The sequence below is a fragment of the Ruegeria sp. AO1 genome, from assembly GCF_056535985.1.
On the sequence record NZ_JBQFJC010000001.1, the window covers coordinates 3,541,195 to 3,559,533 of the forward strand.

Below are 18,339 nucleotides of genomic sequence, written 5' to 3' on the forward strand. Positions count from 1 at the left end.
ATGTCCGGCATTCCCCACGATCACTACGAGCCGAAGTCAAACGGCGAAAAGTGGCTGCACAGCCGCCTGCCTATCGTCGGCCTTATGTACGACACCCTGATGATTCCCACACCCAAGAACCTGAACTGGATGTGGATCTGGGGCATCGTTCTGGCCTTCTGCCTGGTGCTGCAAATCGTCACCGGCATCATGCTGGTTATGCACTATACGCCGCATGTCGATCTGGCCTTCGCCAGCGTCGAACACATCATGCGTAACGTGAATGGTGGTTATTTCATCCGCTACCTGCACATGAACGGCGCGTCGCTGTTCTTTGTCGCGGTCTACATTCACATGTTCCGTGGTCTCTACTACGGCTCATACAAGGCCCCGCGTGAGATCACGTGGATCATCGGTATGCTGATCTACCTGATGATGATGGGCACCGCCTTCATGGGCTACGTTCTTCCCTGGGGCCAGATGTCCTTCTGGGGTGCGACCGTGATCACCGGCCTGTTTGGCGCGATCCCGTTTGTGGGTGATGCGTTGCAGACATGGCTGCTGGGTGGACCCGCAGTGGATAACGCCACGCTGAACCGCTTCTTCTCGCTGCACTATCTGCTGCCGTTCATCATTGCGGCGCTGGTTATCGTGCATATCTGGGCCTTCCACACCACCGGCAACAACAACCCTACGGGTGTTGAAGTACGTCGCGGCTCAAAGGCCGAGGCCGAGAAAGACACGCTGCCCTTCTGGCCGTATTTCGTGATCAAGGATCTGTTCGCTCTGGCGGTCATCCTTGTCGTGTTCTGGGCCATCGTGGGCTTCATGCCGAACTATCTGGGCCATCCCGATAACTATATCGAGGCCAACCCGCTTGTGACGCCTGCACATATCGTGCCCGAATGGTACTTCCTGCCGTTCTACGCGATCCTGCGCGCCTTCACCGGCGAGGTCTGGGTTGTTCAGTTCGCCAGCTTCATCACCGGCGGCATCATTGATGCGAAATTCTTCGGTGTTCTGGCGATGTTCGGTGCGATCCTGGCCATGGCCCTGGCGCCCTGGCTGGACACCTCGACCGTGCGTTCGGGTCGGTATCGTCCGATGTTCAAATGGTGGTTCTACCTGCTGATCATCGACTTCTTTGCCCTGATGTGGCTGGGTGCGATGCCTGCGGAAGAGCCCTATGCGACCTTCTCGCTGATCGCGTCTGCGTACTGGTTTGCGTATTTCCTCGTAATCCTGCCGCTGCTTGGTGTGATCGAGAAACCTCTGGCCCCGCCTGAGACCATCGAAGAAGACTTCAACGCGCATTATGGCAAGGCTGACGCCGACGCCACGCCGGCCGAGTAAGAAGAGGGACCGGAAACATGTTCAAGAAACTTGCAATCGGCGCTGCGTTTGCCCTGGCTCTTACCCCTGCCGCTTCTTTTGCGGCAGGCGACTATGATACTCATATCGAGGATTTCGACTTCTCGTTTGAGGGTCCGTTTGGAACCTGGGATCAGAACCAGCTGCAACGCGGTCTTCAGGTCTATACCGAAGTCTGCGCGGCCTGCCACGGCCTGCAATACGTTCCTCTGCGCGATCTGGAAGCGCTGGGTTATAGCGAAGAGCAGGTGATCACTTACGCCGCGGACAATTTCGAGGTTTTCGATCCCGAGTTGGACGATTTCCGCCCGGCAATCCCGACCGACCACTTCCCGGCGAACAACGGTGTTGGCGCGCCGGACTTGAGCCTGATGGCAAAAGCCCGCGCGGGTTTCCACGGCCCCTACGGTCTTGGCATCAACCAGCTGGTCAAAGGCATGGGCGGCGCGGAATACATCGCCTCTCTGCTGGACGGCTACACTGGTGAAGAGAAAGAAGAGGCAGGCACCATCCTGTACGAAAACAAGGCCTTCCCTGGAGGCTGGATTTCGATGGGCCCGCCGCTGTCCGAAGATCAGGTTGAATTCGCCGATGGCCACGCGGCCACTGTCGAAGCCATGTCCGAAGACGTCGCAGCCTTCCTGATGTGGGCTGCGGAGCCCAAGCTGACGGACCGCAAGAACGCTGGTTTTGTCGGCGTGATCTTCCTGACCGTCCTGTCGGTGCTGCTGTATCTGGTCAACAAGCGCCTGTGGGCACCGCATAAAGGCAAGCTACGCGAGCAGTAAAGCTTTTGAGCTTTTGAAATTGAAGACCCCCGCGCCTTTCAGGTCGCGGGGGTTTTTCTTTTTGATGGGGCAAAGGGGCCAGCCCCTCTTGGCCTGCGGCCAATTCCGGGGCTCCGCCCGTTCGCGGCTGAAATCGTCCACTGGACGATTTCTTTTACGCCGCTCACCCCAACGGGGTATTTTTAGCCAGATGAAGAGCGGATCAGGCTTGTAGCTGGGTCGCAGTTTGTCCGGTGATCGTCGCGGTGACGATTTGACCTTCGGGATGGGGGGTGTCGAAACTGACTTCAGTGAATTGTTCGGTGCGGCCCATATGCGGGTTTTCCATGAGGATGTGATGGGTTTGACCGATCTGTGCTGAGAGGTGCTTGGCGACCTGCGCCTCTCCGGCTGTGCGCAGGCGGGCGGCGCGGTCCTTGATGATCTTGCCGTTGACCTGCTGTGGGATTCGCGCCGCTGGCGTGCCTTCGCGCTTGGAGTAGGGGAAGACATGCAGCCAGGTCAGGTTGCAGTCCGTGACCAGCTTGAGGGAGTTTTCAAAATGCGCCTCGGTTTCCGTGGGGAAGCCAGCGATGATGTCGGCACCAAAGGTCATGTCGGGCCGCAGGCTGCGCGCCTCTTCGGTGAAACGGATGGCGTCATCGCGCAGGTGGCGGCGTTTCATCCGTTTCAGGATCAGGTCGTCGCCATGCTGCAGGGACAGGTGCAGATGTGGCATCAGGCGCGGCTCGGTCGCGATGGCCTGCATCAGGTTTTCGTCCACCTCGATCGAATCGATCGAACTGATGCGCAGACGCGGGAGGTCTGGCACAAGTTTCAGAATGCGCATGACCAGATCGCCCAGTTTGGGCTGTGCAGGCAGGTCAGCGCCCCATGAGGTCAGGTCAACACCGGTCAGGACGACCTCGTTATAGCCTTTGTCGACCAGCCGTTTGATCTGATCCACGACCACTCCAGCCGGCACACTGCGAGAGTTTCCGCGGCCATAGGGGATAATGCAGAAGGTGCAGCGATGGTCGCAGCCATTCTGGACCTGCACATAGGCGCGCGAGCGGGTTCCGAACCCGTCAATCAGGTGCCCTGCCGTTTCAGTGACCGACATGATGTCATCGACCTGAACGGTTTCGGTTTCGCCGATGAAGTTAGCCGCCATGCCTTTCCAGGTATCAGGCTGCATCTTCTCGGTATTGCCGATCACCGCATCAACCTCGTCCATGGCCGAGAAGGTCTGCGGTTCCGTCTGCGCGGCGCATCCGGTCACGATCAGGCGCGCATTGGGGTTTTCGCGGCGCAGCTTGCGAATCTCTTGCCGGGCCTTGCGAACCGCCTCGGCTGTCACGGCGCAGGTGTTGACGATCACCGCATCTTGCAGACCCGCTTGCTGAGACAACTCTTTCATCGCCTCAGTCTCATAGGCGTTCAGGCGACAGCCCAGAGTGGTGAATTTGGGGGCGCTCATCCCAGTGACCTCAGGAATTCCGAGGTCAGAGTGCCCGAAAACACATGGCAGGTCGGCCCGGTCATCCAGACGCCATCATCGCGCCAATCGATCCAGATTGTGCCGCCGTCCAGCTCGATCTGCACTTTGCGCGCCGTCAGGCCGCGCCGGGCCGCGGCGACGGCTGTAGCGCAGGACGAGGACCCTGAGGCCAGCGTGATCCCCACCCCACGCTCCCAGACGCGCATACGGATGTGGTCCGGCCCGATCACCTGCGCCACCTGCACATTGGTGCGTTCGGGGTAGAGCGGATGGTGTTCGTACCGCGAGCCGAACTCTGCCAGGGGGATCGCTTCAGCGTCGTCCACGAAAAACGTGCAATGGGGGTTGCCCATGCCTGTCGCCGAGGGCGTGCCCTCAATCGGGAGTTCCAGCGTGTCCATCTCTTCAGCCAAAGGTATGTCCTGCCAGTCCAGCTGGGGCTGCCCCATATTGACCGAGGTCAGGCCGTTGCCTGCATCCTGCGCGCATAACGTGCCGCGTTCGGTCGTCAGAGTCAGGTCTGTTTTGCCGCCTTCTTCCATCAGGAAACGGGCGATACACCGCGTGGCATTCCCGCAAGCGGCCGAGGTCGACCCGTCTGCGTTGTAGAACACGAGATGCGCGTCGGCCGCTCCGTTCTCGATCACGGCCAGCTGATCGAATCCGACACCAAACTGGCGGTGTCCGATTCCCTTTGCCAACGCAGCGCTTATCGGCGTCGCCTGCGCGCGCGCGTCAACAATGACGAAGTCATTGCCCAGCCCGTGCATCTTCATGAAGGGCAAACCGGTATCGAGTCTCTGTTGCATGGCGGGCATATAACGTTGGTCCTGCGATGAATCCACCCTGCGGTGACGATTCCTGAAAAAAGGGCTTGACCCCCCTGCGCCACCTGCCTAATTAGGCCGCCTATCGGGTCGCCGGAAACACTGACTACTCTGGCGAAACGAGGTGCAAAATAAGGTCTTGAACCCGGTCGGGAAAATGCCTTAAAGAGCGCCACGGATCGTACAGATCCAGACAAAAGAGTGGGCCGTTAGCTCAGTTGGTAGAGCAACTGACTTTTAATCAGTGGGTCGCAGGTTCGAATCCTGCACGGCTCACCACTTTTTTCAAAGAGACCGAAGAAATGCATGAGAGTGCTTGTCGCCAATGACGGGAAACTTGCATCCAACCGAAACACTTGAGCGTCGATGCCAGGTTTCTGAGGATCGGTTTCAACTCCACCAAAATGGTAAACGCTTGAGGTGGCGGTGCCCGTTTGCGGCACCACCTTTGGTTGCTTGCGCAAATTGCACTTATATTCAAACGTGTTATTTGGCGACTTTCGAGTGGATTTCCGCCTGCGCGCTTCGAAAAAATTGGCGGATTCAGCAACACTTGCTATCGTTTGGCTAAAGGGCGTTAGAAACCCGGGGGCAAAAATCGAGCAGAAATCCGGAAAATCCTCACAGGTGGTGTGGGTCAAAATACCCGAGCATCTTAACGGCACCCGGCACGGGGTATTTTTCCTGTGGGCCGAGGTCGCGCGGGCGCAGGTGAAGGCCAAGGCCGCGCCGCCGCCCCCTGAACCACGCGCGCCTGAGGCGAACAAGATGTTCGGTTGGGTTGATGAGTTTATCTTCTATGAACGCGACAGGGTGGAGCAGCCGGATCAGCGCGCCGAGGCCCCGTCGGGCCGTCACAGTTTCTCGAAGAACAGGATAACCTCGCCTATACGGACGCCAAAACGCGAAACATAGGCGCGGTTCAGCAGGCGGTCATCTTCCAGAAGCCACATCCAATCGTCGAAGTTTACACGCATGGTGCCCTCTTTGATCGGCAGGTCGATCTTGTATTTCCAGTTGAAGGTATCGCCGCGCTCGATCCCCTCGGCCACACCAAGAACACCCGGAGCAGTGCCGGTCCAGGTGTCTTCGCCGGTTTTAGTCAGGGTCCAGACGCGTTGTTCGGTTGCGCCGTCATCGTAGACGAAATCCTCGACCAAGGTCAGGGTTTCTCCGTCCCATGTGCCGTCAATCTCAACCGTGAAACGGCGCGGCACGTTGCCCAGAATGTCCTGGAACTGACCATAAGCCACGGTTTTGCCTTCGAAGAACTCTTCGAGGTTCAGCTGCCGGTCGGACAGAAAGCTTTTGGGCACCCGCGGTTTAGCCGAGCAGGCCGCGAGCAGCGTCAGGCTGGTGATTGCGACCAGTGAGATCAGAAAACGAAGCCGGGTCATTGTAGCGGCCTGTTTTCAGCGTCCGCATCATACCCGTTTGCTCCGGGTAAATGCGCGGTCTGCACCTCGGGCGCGGGTCGCATGGTTGCCACCAGTTCCGCCACCTTGAGGCCGAATTTGCGCATCTCTGAGCGGTTCATGATCGCCCCGTTTTCGGTCAGGTACATCCAGTCGGTCACGTCCAGCGTGTGCCCTCCGGCGTCTTCGGGCAGGATGATCCGGTAGGACAGCTTGACGGTCGAGCCCGAGATCACGCCTTTGCCCTCACCGACGATATCGTCTGCTTTAGCCGTGAACGTGTTGCCGGTGCCCAGCGTCAGATACCACTTTCGGGTCATCTGTTTACCGTTGGAATAGGTGAACCATTCGGCCAGAGTGCCGGTGTTGCCGTCCCATTCACCGACCATGCGGGCAACAAAGCTGTTCGACATCTTGCCGTTCGGGCCATAGATCAGCCCCTCGGAAAGGATATCTCCATTTAGGTGTTTGGTCAGGGAAAACTCTGGTCCCGTTCCCGAATAGTCAGCCGGGGATTGTGAGCGAAAGCTCAGGAACCGTCTTTTGACCGCCACGATAACGAGGATGGCGAGCAAAATCACAACAAGCGTATTCATTTGGCTGGGACCTCCGTAGGCAGGGTCAAGACCATCCCGAATGCGCCCAGCTTCAGGATGCAGGGCAGCAGGGCATAGGCGAATGTGAGTGTGTTTAGAGCCTGTGCCGAGTTGGCTTGACCGGGTGAAAAGCCGCTGCGTTCCAGCAGGGGCAGGGTGAAAAAGGCAGCGAGCGCGAGGCCCAGCTTGCCAGCGAAAGACCAGATGCCAAACGCGGCGGAGGCATTCAGCCCCGCGCGTGTCAGCACCACTGAAAACATGGCGGGCAGGATCACGATATCCGCCCCTGCCGCTGCGCCTGAGGCCAGGCAGATTATGGCAAAGGCAGTCAGCTCTCCGGCCGAGAGGGTGGCCGCGCCGATGAAGGAGGCGATGCCAAGCGGCATTGCGATCATCAGGGTCTGTTTCGGGCCAATCCGGTTGCTGAGCCGCGCCCAGAGCGGCACGCTGGCCCCAGCGCTGAGGAAGAACAGGATCAGCAATGGGCCGGCCATACCGGAAAGCTGCAATTTGTCCTCGACGAAGAACAGAAACAGCGTGGCTGTAAGGGCGACCGGCAGGCTGTTGACCAGCGCTAGAACCAACAGGCGGAGGGCGCCAGATTGTCCAAGCGCGGTGAACGAGATACCCTCGCCCGTGATGGGTGTGCGTCGCCACATTGGTATGGTGACGATCAGGGTTAGCAACGCCAGCGCGCCCAGAAACAGGCCAAAGGCGGGATAGCCCTGTCCCTGCGCGCCGAGGGCAACGAACAGGGCCGGGGCACTGGCAGCCAGCACAACTCCGGTCAGTTGCCCGCCTTCGCGGAAGGCGGCGAGGCGCATCAGCTCTTGCGGATCGGCCTGTTTGGCCAGAGTTGCGCTGCGCCCGTAAAGCAGGATTGTGCCCAGGCTGTAGGCCGAAAACAGAAGCACGAGGATGGCGACCAGCGCGCCAACGCTGGCCCCGTCCGGCAGGCCGAACAGCAGCGGAAACCCGACCGCCAGCCCCAGCGCCGCCAGAGCTGCAAACAGCAGCTGCGCGCCGGGCCAGCGGTCGATGGCCCAGCCGATCAGCGGGTCTTGCACCAGATCGACCAGCCGGATCACCAGCAGCACGGTTCCGATCACCCCAAGGCCAATGCCCAAATTCACCGCCGCAAAGCGCGGCAGGTGAATATAGAGCGGGATACCCGCCGCAGCGAGCATCAGCGCATAAAGGCTGACCCGGGGATACAGCATCACTGTCCCTTCAACTGCCGTGTAAAACTGGCGGACCGAGTGTTGTCGCCAAGAAAAATCGACATGAATGATTTCTTGATGCCTGTGTTGGTTAGTGTGCAGGTTTGTGCACCATTGCGCCAAAACCCAACTTTGTTAGGTCCTTCGGATATGGCCAGATAGCTGTCACCTTTGCTGACTGCTTGAAAACAGGTCTCTAGCTGGGCCTTTGTCGGCGCGGGATTGCCTTGCCTTGCCATCTCATCCAGCGTCGACTCTACAAGAGCCTTTTGTGCGAGGTTTTTTCGATAAGTCAGTTGCAACCCGAAATCCTCGGTCCAATTGAATGCCGCTCCAGCAGGCGTGAATAGCTTGGCGTCATAGACAGGCAGGCCCAAGAACCTAAATGTCGAGCTGCCTAAAAGCTTGGGATCACTCAGTTCGCTGGACAGAGGCGACGCCACTGCCCCACCACTCGACAGTAAGGCGATCGACAGCAGCGCTGCGCGCAAAGTGGATTTATTCGGCGGCCACATGGATGGCCGGATCTTTTTCAAGAATGCCATTGTCAGCTCCGGTAATGTTCGGGGCGCCGCGCAAGCGGTCGACGACATGCATCGCGCTGGCGATCCCGTCTTCGTGGAACCCGTGCCGGTTATAAGCTCCGGCGTACCAGGTGTGATTTTGTCCCTGCATGTCGCGAATTTGCCCCTGCGCTTTCAGCGCGGCTTTGTCGAAAACCGGGTGGGCGAACTCGACTTGGTCATAAATCTTGTCCTCGGCAATTTGCGAAAACGCGTTCAACGATACAAAAAGCGGATCGCTGTCCGGGATGTTCTGCAACCGGTTCATCCAATAGGTCACGCCGACATCCCCGGCTTGTGAGCGATAGGTCCAGCTGGACCAGCAGGCGCGCCGCTTTGGCATCTGGCTTTCATCACAATGCAGGATCGCGTGATTGGGTTGATAGCGGATCGCGCCAAGGGCCGCGGCCTCATCCGCCGTGGCGTTGTCGCCCAGAATGGCCAGCGACTGGTCCGAGTGGGTCGCAAGGATGATCTCATCAAACTGATCGGCGTGGCCCTGGCTGGTGACCGTGACGCCGGTCTCATGACGCTGTACGTGATCTACCGGAGCCGCCAGACGGATGTCGCATCCACGCGACCGCAGCGCGGCATCAATTCGGCGCACATATTCAATGCTGCCGCCTTTGACGGTGTACCACTGATGCTGGTTGGCGCGGCCGCTGGCCAGCAGAGCATGGTTACGGAAGAACTGCACCAGCGAGCGGGCCGGGAATTGATCCACAAACTCAACCGGCGTGGACCAGATCGCGCCACACATCGGCATGAGGTAGTTGTGGCGGAACCAATGACCCAGACGCATCTGGTCCACCAGTTCTCCAATGGTTGTGTCATCATCCTTCGCCGCATCCGGGGCTTCTTTACTAAAGCGCAGGATGTCCGAGATCATCTTGTAATAAGACGGTCGCAATAGGTTGCGTTTCTGGGCTGTCAGAGTGCGCAGCGTGTTCAACCCGTATTCAATGCGGCCATTATCGATGGTCGCGCCGAAGCTCATCTCGCTTTTCTCAACGGGGACGTTCAGCTCATCAAACAGCTTGGTCAGGTGGGGGTAGGTCGCGTAGTTGAAGACGATAAAGCCGGTATCGACCGGTTGATCTCCGTTTTTGCCCGCCATCATGGTTCGGGCGTGCCCGCCAAGGCGCGGTTCGGCCTCATAAACGGTAATATCGTGCTGTTCTGAAAGGTAGTAAGCTGCGGAAAGTCCTGAAATGCCTGCACCTATGACTGCGATTTTCTTGCGCTCGCCTCGCGTTTCGTCGAACATGTGATCCCCTTAAGTGCGACATTTATCTATGGATACGTAGCAGGTTCTGACGCGGATCAATCAGGTTAGATTATATTTCCCAACGCACTATATTGTGACTTCGTGGCAAAATTCACTCAGCTGGGGATGATCCGACCGGTTGGCTTGGTCGTAAAATATACATGATAGCTGAAGCAGAACCGTAACCGCGCATGGGGCGTTGTTTCATGGTTCCACGTTGGGGCAGGCATGACCGGTTTCGAAGGAAAGACGTATTGGATTGTAGGCGCGAGCGAAGGGCTCGGGCGCGCTTTGGCCCAAGGGCTAAGCGAGCGCGGCGCGCATCTTGTCCTGTCGGCGCGCAATGCGGATCGGCTGGCCGAGATCTGCGCAACCCTTCCCAATGCGCGTGCGGTGCCTTTTGACGTGACCGACCTTGAGGCCGTGCGCCGTGCCGTGGCTGAAGTCGGAGAGGTCGATGGTCTTGTCTACAACGCCGGAGCCTATGAGCCTATGCGCACCGGTGATTGGGATACCGAGGCGGTCTTGTCGATGACCGACGTGAACTACACCGGTGCCCTTCGGGTGTTGGGTGAAACCGTGCCGGGCTTCGTGAGCGCCGGACGCGGGGATATCACTCTGATCGGCTCTTTGTCGGGCTATCGCGGTTTGCCTGCGGCGGTGGGCTATGCAGCTAGCAAGGCGGCGCTGGTCTCGCTGGCCGAGACCATGCGGTTTGATCTGGCGGGTACGGGCGTGACGGTTCGGATCGTCAATCCCGGCTTTATCAAAACCCGCCTGACTGAGAAGAACAATTTCAAAATGCCCATGCTGATGTCGGCTGAAGACGCGGCAGAGCGTGTGATCAAAGCGATGTCGCGCCGCCGGTTCCGCACCGATTTTCCGGCCCCGTTTTCCTGGGTGATCCGGTTGCTGGACTATCTGCCCGACATCCTGATTTATCGCGGAAAATAGACCCTAATTTGGGCTTCTAGCCAAATTGCCCCTGGCAGAACCAGCCTGCGGACATGGTGCCGCCGTGGCCATAAAACAGCCAGAGCCTCTCCCCCTGTTCGGTCACCACAACCCAGTAATCGCGCACGCCGCTGCGCCAGTTAGGGTCGTCCAGCCACCATTCCGGCGCGATCCGTTCGGGGCCAGTGGCCTGTGCCAATTGCCAATCACGCCCGCGCCAGCGAAAGGCGGAGGGCACATCCGGGGTTTCTGGGGCCATCACCGGCTCGGGCTGCCACATCTGCAGGGGGCGCGGGCGTGGCGGCGCAGGCCAGTCTCGCGCCGGTTCGGACCATGCCGCTGCTAGCACTTGCGCGGTTTTCTCGGGGATATGCGATGCCGCAGGGTGACGCCGAGTGATGACCTCCAGTCCCACCCGTGCGCCCAACTTGGCCATAAGGTCTTCGACGGCGGTGTTGCCCTCCAGCCGGTTGCGGGCCACACGGCGGGCCTCGGCATGACCGGCAATGGTGCGGGCGTGGATGGGTTCCGTCTGCACCGCCTCAAGCCGCAGCATGTCAATGCCATAGCCCGCGTCGATCTTGTCAACTTTCATCTCTAACAAAGGGCGAATGCGGTGTTTGTCATGAGTTGGCCGGGCCAGCCCAACTTCGATGACCTCGGCCGCCTGATCGGCACGATGAGCCTCAAGCCGCAGGGTGCGGACGCCGCGCCCCTTTTCTTCCAGCTTGGCACACAGCGTCGGCAGAACCCGGTCGATGGCGGCCATCACATCCTCGACCAGACCAATCGGGTTGGGCAGAGTCATCCGCACCGCGAAGTGATGTGGCGGGCGGGCCGGAGAGACTGGCTCGGGCGCGCTACCCATCGCCTGATCCAGCCGCAAAACCAGCCCCCGCCCGAACCTGCGGGCAAGGGAGGCGCGCGGTTGCCCCAGCAGATCCCCGATCCTCCGCAGGCCCAGACGGTTCAACTGCGCGACCACCTGATCCTCCAGCCGCAGCGCCGCGATGGGCAGCGGGCTGAGCGCCCCATAAGACTGCCCCGGGGCTGCGATCCGCGCCCCGCCGCCCAAGGCCACCACTTGCGGTGCGGCCCCGCCCTTGGTCCAGTGTCGTCGCTGGCTGGCCCGGGCACGGGTGGCGCGGGCCTCTTGGCTGATGGCGTCACCGTTGCGGTCGGAGATGGCCTCTTGCCCGGCATAGCGCGCCAGCGCCCAGGCCGCGCCCAACGTGTCGGCAATGCCCATCTGTACGCTCAGGCCCATATCGGCGCAGTCGACCTCAAGTACGCGCAGCAACGCCTCTTCCCCACCAAACAGATGCGCGCAGCCCGAGAGGTCAACGATCAGCCCGTCCGGAGCCTCTTCAGCGACCCAAGGGCTGAACTTGCCTGCCCAGCGGCGCAACGCGGTCAGGAACGCGGCCTCGGCCGGGGCGTTGCGGTGCCGCGTGATCAGGGACGCACACATGGCATGGGCATCGCGCACCGGCTGACCCACCTGTAGCCCGGCGGCCTGAGCTTCCGCGTTCAGTGAGGTGATCACCTGCATGTTCGACTGTTCGGCCACCACGGCCAAAGGTCCGACATGCAGCCCCCGCGCGGCGCGGATCAGCCGTTCAGCCCCCAGACGGGGAAACCAGAGTGAAAGTATTCGGCGTTTTGGCATCGGCAGACATCAAAATGTTCCCATTTTGTTCTTATCCGAGAATCAGCGCCGGAGTCCACGCTTACCCGCAGGTCAGGCGCTGAATGATGCCCGCACCGTTCACGAAGACATTCAGCCGGTCAATACGGTAATCCTGAGTCGCAATGTCATTGGGTCCCAACACCCGCGCGCGCTCGGGCAGGCTGGCCTGAATGGTCGAAACCGGCTGGCCGATGGAATCCGCAAACGGATCGCCTTTGCAGAAGGCCAGATCCACAGGCGAGGCCTCGGGCGCAAGGTCTGCTCCGTCCAAGGTCGAGGTTTCGGCGCAGGCGGCCAGAAGGATCAGGATCGGGATAAATCGGTGCATTGGCGTTCCCCAGTATGACAATGTCGTTTCTGCAATATCAAATGTTTAGCCAATCTGCCATGAAAGTGCAGTTGAAAACACCCTGCATTTGACGCAGGGTCGGGTCAAACAAGACTGGGAGACAAGCACCATGCGCACCCGTGCAGCCGTCGCCGTTCAGGCTGGCAAACCTTTGGAAGTGATGGAGGTGAACCTCGAAGGCCCCAAGGCGGGCGAGGTTTTGGTCGAAATCAAGGCCACCGGCATCTGCCATACCGATGAATTCACCCTGTCCGGCGCGGATCCCGAAGGCCTTTTCCCGGCCATTCTGGGCCATGAAGGCGCAGGCGTCGTGGTCGAGGTCGGCCCGGGCGTCACCAGCCTGAAGCCGGGCGACCATGTGATCCCGCTCTACACACCCGAATGTCGGGAGTGTGAATACTGCCTGCATCCAAAGACCAACCTGTGTCAGGCAATCCGTGAGACTCAAGGCAAGGGCCTGATGCCCGATGGCACCTCGCGCTTCTCGACCTTGGATGGCGATCCGATCCTGCACTACATGGGCTGCTCGACCTTCGCCAACCACACTGTCCTGCCTGAGATCGCGTTGGCCAAAGTGCGTGAGGACGCACCCTTCGATAAGATCTGCTACATCGGCTGTGGCGTTACCACCGGCATCGGCGCTGTGATCAACACCGCCAAAGTGGAAATCGGTAGCCGTGCCATCGTGTTCGGTCTGGGTGGTATCGGCCTGAACGTGATCCAGGGCCTACGTCTGGCCGGGGCCGATCAGATCGTCGGTGTCGACCTGAACCCATCAAAGGTCGAAATGGCCACCAAGTTCGGCATGACGGATTTCGTTAACCCGAAAGAGGTCGAAGGCGATTTGGTTCCCTATTTGGTCAACCTGACCAAAGGCGGAGCAGACTATACGTTCGACGCCACCGGCAATGTCGGCGTGATGCGCGACGCGCTGGAATCGGCCCACAAGGGCTGGGGTGAGTCGATCATCATCGGCGTGGCACCTGCGGGGGCCGAGATCTCGACCCGTCCGTTCCAGCTAGTCACGGGCCGTTCCTGGCGCGGCACCGCCTTTGGCGGCGCGCGGGGCCGGACCGATGTACCCAAGATCGTCGACTGGTACATGGAAGGGAAGATCGAGATCGACCCGATGATCACCCACACCATGGGTCTGGACGACATCAACCACGGTTTCGACCTGATGCATAAAGGCGAGAGCATCCGCTCGGTGGTGGTCTACTAAGGCTCTAAACCAGTTGAATTTGCCTAAGCGGCGCGCTGTATGGCGCGCCGTTTTTCATTCGCCGGGTCGCGATGCGCCCGTATCTGACCTTGGTGATCGCACGCGCAGCACCGGCGTGTTGGCCGAGGTGGTGTTCGACCGGCTTTCGCGCCAGACGACGAAGATGCCCGAGGCGATGATGACGCTTGCGCCGACCGCGACCCAGCCGTCGGGTCGTTCGCCAAAGAAGATCATGCCGAACAAAGTGGCCCAGATGATCTGGCTGTACTGGCTGGGGGCCACGACGCCCGCCGGGGCCGCGCGATAGGCCAGAATGATCAGATGTTGCGCGATGACCGAGAACACGCCGACCAGCGCCATCATCGCCAGATGCAGCAGCGATGGCGGTTGATAGACTGCCGGTTGCATCAAGCTCATGACCACGATCGCCAGCAGCATCGGGTAAAGGATCAGAACGGCCGAGCGTTCCTCATTCCCGATCTTGCGCACCAGAACAGAGCCTAACGCGCTGCAAAACGCGGCTGTCAGGGCGGCCATATGGCCGAGTGTGATATCCGTCGCGCCGGGGCGAAGAACGATCAGAACACCGATCAACCCGACGCCGACCGCTGCCCAACGTTGGACGCGCACGACCTCTCCTAGAATCGGAATCGATAGCACTGTGACGAACAAGGGGAAGGCAAACAGCAGCGAATAGACCTCGGCCAGAGGCAGGACCGAAAAGGCATAGAAAGCGCAGACCATGGATGTGACCATCAGCGCCGACCGGAGCAAGACCAGCCATGGGTGGTGTGGCAGGAAATTCCCGGTCGTGCGGTCTGTCAGGATTGTCACTGCCATGGGCACAAAGGAAAACAACGTGGCGAAGAAGATGATCTGCATCACCGAGTAGGTCCCGCCCAGCACTTTGATCAGCGCGTCATGGCTGGCAAAAACCGCGAATCCCAAAAACGCGAAACCAAGTCCCCGGAGGGTGGTGTTTTGAGTGCTCATGATCTGGCCTCAGGTGATGTCGGTGTGGTGGCTTTAAGCCGGCGCAGCCAAATGGGCTGTCTTTTCCCTGAGTAGACGCATTTTCCCGGACCGCATAGCCCCTATTTTACCGCTAACACGGCAAAGCCGCCATGTTGTGAGATCAACGCAGGATCGGCGGCGCGTCCTTGGGCTGTCGGGCGGATTGCACGCCCGCCTTCATCCCCACACCGATCCGTCGGGCCAGCGCAACCCAAGGGGTGGCGATCTCAGCGGGTAGGGTTTGGGTGGCGACCTCTTCGAACAGGTCCAGCCAACGGGCGAACATCTCGGGCTGCACGTCGGGTCTTTCGCTGTGGACGCGCTGCGGATTGCCGTTGTAGCTGCGCTCAAAAAGGATGGCGTTGCGCCAGAAGGCGGCGATCTTGTCCTCATGCGCGGGCCAGTCATGGACGTGCTTGTTGAACACCGGCCCCAGAACGGCATCCTCGCGCACGCGGGCATAGAAAGCGTGGACCTGCGCGTTGATCTGGTCCGGTGTTGCGGGAAAGCGCGGGGGCAAGGTGGGTCTGGTCATAATGGTCTCAGATTTCGACTCTAGACTGGTAGATATCCGGGGCTTAGGTCAGGCAACAGGTGTGGTTTTGTCGCGCGGCTCGGGAGTCAGCAGATGCCGGATCAGGGCCACCGGATGCGCCTTCAGGCTGAGGCGTGTGGCAACGTAATCCTCAACCACCTGTTCGCCCAATGTCATCTGCGGCAGGTAGGCTTCGGGTTCATCCAACGTCTCGCCTTCCAGATCCTGTGAAAACAGCGGCAGAGGCTTCGCGGTCGCAATCGCCTTGGCCTGCCACAGAGCCTCGCGCCGGGTCAGGTCGCAGGCGGCGAAGGCATCAGCCTCGGCCAGACGTTCGATCACCGACGGCCCCAATCCTGCGCGACGCCAGACGTCATCCACTTGGGTGTAACCGTTGCCCCGTGCGGCGGTCAGCCAGCTGGCATCCTCCTCGCTGAGGCCCTTGATCTGGCGGAACCCCAGTCGCAGGGCCAGCCCGCCATGGCCGTCGGGCTCCATCACATTGTCCCAGAAACTCGCATTGATGCAGACTGGCCGCACGTGAACCCCGTGTTCACGGGCATCGCGCACGATCTGGGCGGGTGCATAGAACCCCATCGGTTGCGAGTTCAGCAGCGCGCAGGCGAAAATCCCCGGATGGTGGCATTTGATCCAGGCCGAGGCATAGACCAGCAGCGCAAAGCTGGCCGCGTGGCTTTCGGGGAAGCCGTAAGACCCGAACCCTTCGATCTGTGAAAAACAGCGTTCCGCGAAATCCTGTTCGTACCCGTTGCGCTTCATCCCGCGCAGGAACAGCGCGCGGAACTCGCTGACATTGCCATGCTTTTTGAAGGTCGCCAGAGACCGCCGCAGCCGGTCCGCCTGCTCCGGGGTGAAGCCCGCGCCGACAATGGCGATCTGCATCGCCTGTTCCTGAAACAGTGGCACGCCCAGTGTTTTACCCAACACATCACCCAGTGCATCCGAGGGGAAGCTGACCTCCTCCTCTCCGTTCCGGCGGCGGATGTAGGGGTGGACCATGTCGCCCTGAATCGGGCCGGGGCGGATGATGGCGACCTCGATCACCAGATCGTAGAAATTACGCGGCCGCATCCGGGGGAGGAAGTTCATCTGCGCCCGGCTTTCCACCTGAAACACCCCAATAGAGTCTGCTTTGCACAGCATATCATAGACCTCGGGGTCCTCGGGCGGCAGGGTGGCGAGGGTATAGCCGGTCTGATGATGCTGTCCGATCAGGTCGAACGCCTTGCGGATACAGGTGAGCATCCCGAGGCTGAGGACATCGACCTTCAATATGCCTAAGGAGTCGATATCGTCCTTGTCCCAGCAGATGACCGTGCGCCCCTCCATCGTGGCGTTTTCGATGGGGACAAGTTCGTCCAGCCGCCCCTCGGTGATGATGAAGCCACCCACGTGTTGTGACAGATGGCGGGGGAAGCCGTCGATCTCATAGGCCAACATTAGAGTCTGTTTTAGCCGTCGATCTTCAGGGTCGAGACCGATTTCGCGCATCCGATGCGCCTCAAGCCCTTTGGTCGAGAAAAAGCCCCAGAGCTGTGAGGACAGGGCCGAGATCGTGTCCTCGGTCAGACCCATGGCGCGGCCGACCTCACGAATGGCACGCTTGCCGCGATAGTGAACGACCGTGGCGCAGAGGCCCGCGCGTTCGCGGCCATAGCGGTCATAGATATGCTGGATCACCTCCTCGCGGCGCTCGTGTTCGAAATCGACGTCGATATCGGGCGGCTCGTCGCGGGCCTCGGAGACGAAGCGCTCAAAGACCATCGTGCCCATCTCGGGGCTGACCTCGGTGATGCCGAGGCAGAAACAGACCACCGAATTGGCCGCTGAGCCGCGCCCCTGACACAGGATATCGCGCGAGCGGGCGAAATGGACGATATCCCGGACGGTCAGGAAATAGGGTTCGTATTTCAGCTTACCGATCAGCCTCAGCTCATGGGCCAGCATCTTTTTGGCCTTCTCGGATGCGCCTGCCGGATAGCGCCATTTCAACCCCTCATGCGCCAGGCGGTGCAGGCGTTGGGTCGGGGTTTCCTGTTCACTGCCTTCGCTGGGATATTCATAGCGCAGCTCATCCAGCGAGAAGGTGAGCTGCTCGCTGAGGTCATGGGCGCGGGTGACGGCCCCCTCGTGACCTTTGAAGATACGCAGCATTTCCCCCTCGGAGCGTAACCGCTGTTCGCCATTGGCCAGCGCGTCGCGGCCCAACTCATCCACCTTGCGGCGCAGGCGGATGGCGGTCAGCACATCGGCCAGTTTACGGCGCGCGCCGTGGTGAATCATTGGCGCGGCACTGGCGAGGGTGGGGATCTCGAGTTGCTTTGATTCAGTCTCTAACAAAGAGAAATATGTACCATCCGCGCCATCATACCGAGGGTGCATCAGCAGATGCATCCGCCCACCAAAGCGGCGCGTCAGCTGTTGCGACTGTGTCCGCCACGCGCTCGCGCCGCCCGTTGACCGGTCTGCTTGTGGCCAGAGCAGCAGGTGGAGGCCGTCGGAAAACTCCAGCAGGTCAGACAGGTGCAGGATGCAATCGCCTTTTTCCGCACGCAGGCGGCCTTTGGACAGGATGCGGCACAGGTTTCCCCAGCCCTGTCGGTTCAGGGGCAGAGCGGTGACGGTGGGCGCGTCGGTGAAGATCAGCCGCGCTGCCGGGATCAGGCGGGGGACCGCGTGGATCGGATAGGACGGCGGTTTGGGGATGTGATCGGGGCAGGGCGGGCCTAGGCTCGTGTTCTGCGCCTCCCACTCCAGCCGTTCGCGCACCTTACGGGCGATCTCGCGCGCTTGGGTATGGGCGCGAACGATCCCGGCGACCGAGTTGTCGTCGGCAATCGCGATGGCGGGCAGGCCCAGGGTCACGGCACGCTCCATATACTCCTCGGGGTGAGAGGCCCCGGTGAGGAAGGTGAAGTTTGACGTGATCGACAGCTCGGCATACATGGCGAGTCACTATTATATTCACGTTTTGTTCCTTTTCGAGTCCTTTGCGCAGGAACCGGGTCGCTTGCGGCTGATCAGGAGGGCATGGTTTGGGAAAAAAGG

At 60.3% G+C, this 18,339-nt stretch carries 17 protein-coding genes and 1 tRNA gene; 6 read left to right on the plus strand and 12 right to left on the minus strand.

Features of this window, described 5'->3' with window-relative positions; genetic code table 11:
• Together petB and ACR3FB_RS17630 are read left to right on the plus strand one after the other, a co-directional pair.
• Nucleotides 1–1,332, plus strand: a complete 1,332-nt coding sequence (gene petB, locus ACR3FB_RS17625) for a cytochrome b (protein WP_170379706.1) — start codon at nt 1–3, stop codon at nt 1,330–1,332.
• 17 nt (nt 1,333–1,349) lie between these two features.
• Nucleotides 1,350–2,138 (plus strand): cytochrome c1, encoded by a 789-nt coding sequence (locus tag ACR3FB_RS17630; RefSeq protein ID WP_170644066.1) that lies wholly within the window; start codon nt 1,350–1,352, stop codon nt 2,136–2,138.
• A 202-nt stretch (nt 2,139–2,340) separates the two neighbouring features.
• On the opposite strand, the gene mtaB is transcribed toward ACR3FB_RS17630, so the two are convergent.
• Together mtaB and dapF are read right to left on the minus strand one after the other, a co-directional pair.
• Entirely contained in the window at nt 2,341–3,597 is a 1,257-nt protein-coding gene (gene mtaB / locus ACR3FB_RS17635; protein ID WP_480566371.1) for a tRNA (N(6)-L-threonylcarbamoyladenosine(37)-C(2))-methylthiotransferase MtaB, read from the minus strand.
• Nucleotides 3,594–4,436: a diaminopimelate epimerase gene (gene dapF, locus ACR3FB_RS17640; RefSeq protein WP_480566373.1), complete on the minus strand. Its 843-nt coding sequence runs from the start codon at nt 4,434–4,436 to the stop codon at nt 3,594–3,596. The genes mtaB and dapF overlap by 4 nt, the downstream gene beginning before the upstream one ends.
• A 212-nt stretch (nt 4,437–4,648) precedes the next feature.
• On the opposite strand from dapF, the gene ACR3FB_RS17645 reads away from it, so the two are divergent.
• Both ACR3FB_RS17645 and ACR3FB_RS17650 read left to right on the plus strand, forming a co-directional pair.
• Nucleotides 4,649–4,724 (plus strand) — tRNA-Lys (locus tag ACR3FB_RS17645).
• Nucleotides 4,725–4,865: 141 nt separating this feature from the next.
• Nucleotides 4,866–5,360 carry a hypothetical protein gene (locus ACR3FB_RS17650; protein WP_480566375.1) on the plus strand — a complete coding sequence of 165 codons (495 nt, stop codon included), beginning with the start codon at nt 4,866–4,868 and terminating at the stop codon, nt 5,358–5,360.
• Here ACR3FB_RS17650 and ACR3FB_RS17655 read toward each other — a convergent pair.
• Genes ACR3FB_RS17655 through ACR3FB_RS17675 form a run of 5 tightly spaced genes read right to left on the minus strand, consistent with a single transcriptional unit; the run spans nt 5,300 to nt 9,506 of the window.
• Complete coding sequence (locus tag ACR3FB_RS17655; protein ID WP_170379562.1) at nt 5,300–5,842, minus strand: DUF3833 domain-containing protein; 543 nt, start codon at nt 5,840–5,842, stop codon at nt 5,300–5,302. The genes ACR3FB_RS17650 and ACR3FB_RS17655 overlap by 61 nt on opposite strands.
• Nucleotides 5,839–6,456, minus strand: coding sequence for a DUF3833 domain-containing protein (locus ACR3FB_RS17660; RefSeq protein WP_480566377.1), 618 nt, complete (start codon nt 6,454–6,456; stop codon nt 5,839–5,841). The genes ACR3FB_RS17655 and ACR3FB_RS17660 overlap by 4 nt, the downstream gene beginning before the upstream one ends.
• On the minus strand, nt 6,453–7,676 hold the full coding sequence (locus ACR3FB_RS17665; RefSeq protein WP_480566379.1) for an MFS transporter: 1,224 nt from the start codon (nt 7,674–7,676) through the stop codon (nt 6,453–6,455). The genes ACR3FB_RS17660 and ACR3FB_RS17665 overlap by 4 nt, the downstream gene beginning before the upstream one ends.
• Entirely contained in the window at nt 7,676–8,221 is a 546-nt protein-coding gene (locus tag ACR3FB_RS17670) for a hypothetical protein (RefSeq protein ID WP_170379556.1), read from the minus strand. Before ACR3FB_RS17670 ends, ACR3FB_RS17665 begins: the two co-directional genes overlap by 1 nt.
• On the minus strand, nt 8,175–9,506 hold the full coding sequence (locus tag ACR3FB_RS17675; protein WP_480566381.1) for an NAD(P)/FAD-dependent oxidoreductase: 1,332 nt from the start codon (nt 9,504–9,506) through the stop codon (nt 8,175–8,177). Before ACR3FB_RS17675 ends, ACR3FB_RS17670 begins: the two co-directional genes overlap by 47 nt.
• A gap of 228 nt (nt 9,507–9,734) precedes the next feature.
• Between ACR3FB_RS17675 and ACR3FB_RS17680 the strand changes: the two genes are divergently transcribed.
• Nucleotides 9,735–10,460, plus strand: coding sequence for an SDR family NAD(P)-dependent oxidoreductase (locus ACR3FB_RS17680; RefSeq protein WP_170493021.1), 726 nt, complete (start codon nt 9,735–9,737; stop codon nt 10,458–10,460).
• Between the two features lie 16 nt (nt 10,461–10,476).
• On the opposite strand, the gene ACR3FB_RS17685 is transcribed toward ACR3FB_RS17680, so the two are convergent.
• Together ACR3FB_RS17685 and ACR3FB_RS17690 are read right to left on the minus strand one after the other, a co-directional pair.
• Nucleotides 10,477–12,129 (minus strand): DUF6504 family protein, encoded by a 1,653-nt coding sequence (locus tag ACR3FB_RS17685; protein WP_480541961.1) that lies wholly within the window; start codon nt 12,127–12,129, stop codon nt 10,477–10,479.
• Nucleotides 12,130–12,190: 61 nt separating this feature from the next.
• Entirely contained in the window at nt 12,191–12,478 is a 288-nt protein-coding gene (locus tag ACR3FB_RS17690; RefSeq protein ID WP_170459491.1) for an I78 family peptidase inhibitor, read from the minus strand.
• 130 nt (nt 12,479–12,608) lie between these two features.
• Between ACR3FB_RS17690 and ACR3FB_RS17695 the strand changes: the two genes are divergently transcribed.
• Entirely contained in the window at nt 12,609–13,721 is a 1,113-nt protein-coding gene (locus ACR3FB_RS17695) for an S-(hydroxymethyl)glutathione dehydrogenase/class III alcohol dehydrogenase (protein WP_480541965.1), read from the plus strand.
• A 54-nt stretch (nt 13,722–13,775) separates the two neighbouring features.
• On the opposite strand, the gene ACR3FB_RS17700 is transcribed toward ACR3FB_RS17695, so the two are convergent.
• The 3 genes from ACR3FB_RS17700 to ACR3FB_RS17710 all read right to left on the minus strand — a co-directional run bounded on the left by ACR3FB_RS17700 (nt 13,776) and on the right by ACR3FB_RS17710 (nt 18,237).
• Nucleotides 13,776–14,714: a DMT family transporter gene (locus ACR3FB_RS17700; RefSeq protein ID WP_170555296.1), complete on the minus strand. Its 939-nt coding sequence runs from the start codon at nt 14,712–14,714 to the stop codon at nt 13,776–13,778.
• A gap of 142 nt (nt 14,715–14,856) precedes the next feature.
• Complete coding sequence (locus tag ACR3FB_RS17705; protein ID WP_425084806.1) at nt 14,857–15,270, minus strand: group III truncated hemoglobin; 414 nt, start codon at nt 15,268–15,270, stop codon at nt 14,857–14,859.
• A gap of 48 nt (nt 15,271–15,318) precedes the next feature.
• Nucleotides 15,319–18,237, minus strand: a complete 2,919-nt coding sequence (locus ACR3FB_RS17710) for an error-prone DNA polymerase (RefSeq protein WP_480566383.1) — start codon at nt 18,235–18,237, stop codon at nt 15,319–15,321.
• Between the last annotated feature and the right edge of the window lie 102 nt (nt 18,238–18,339).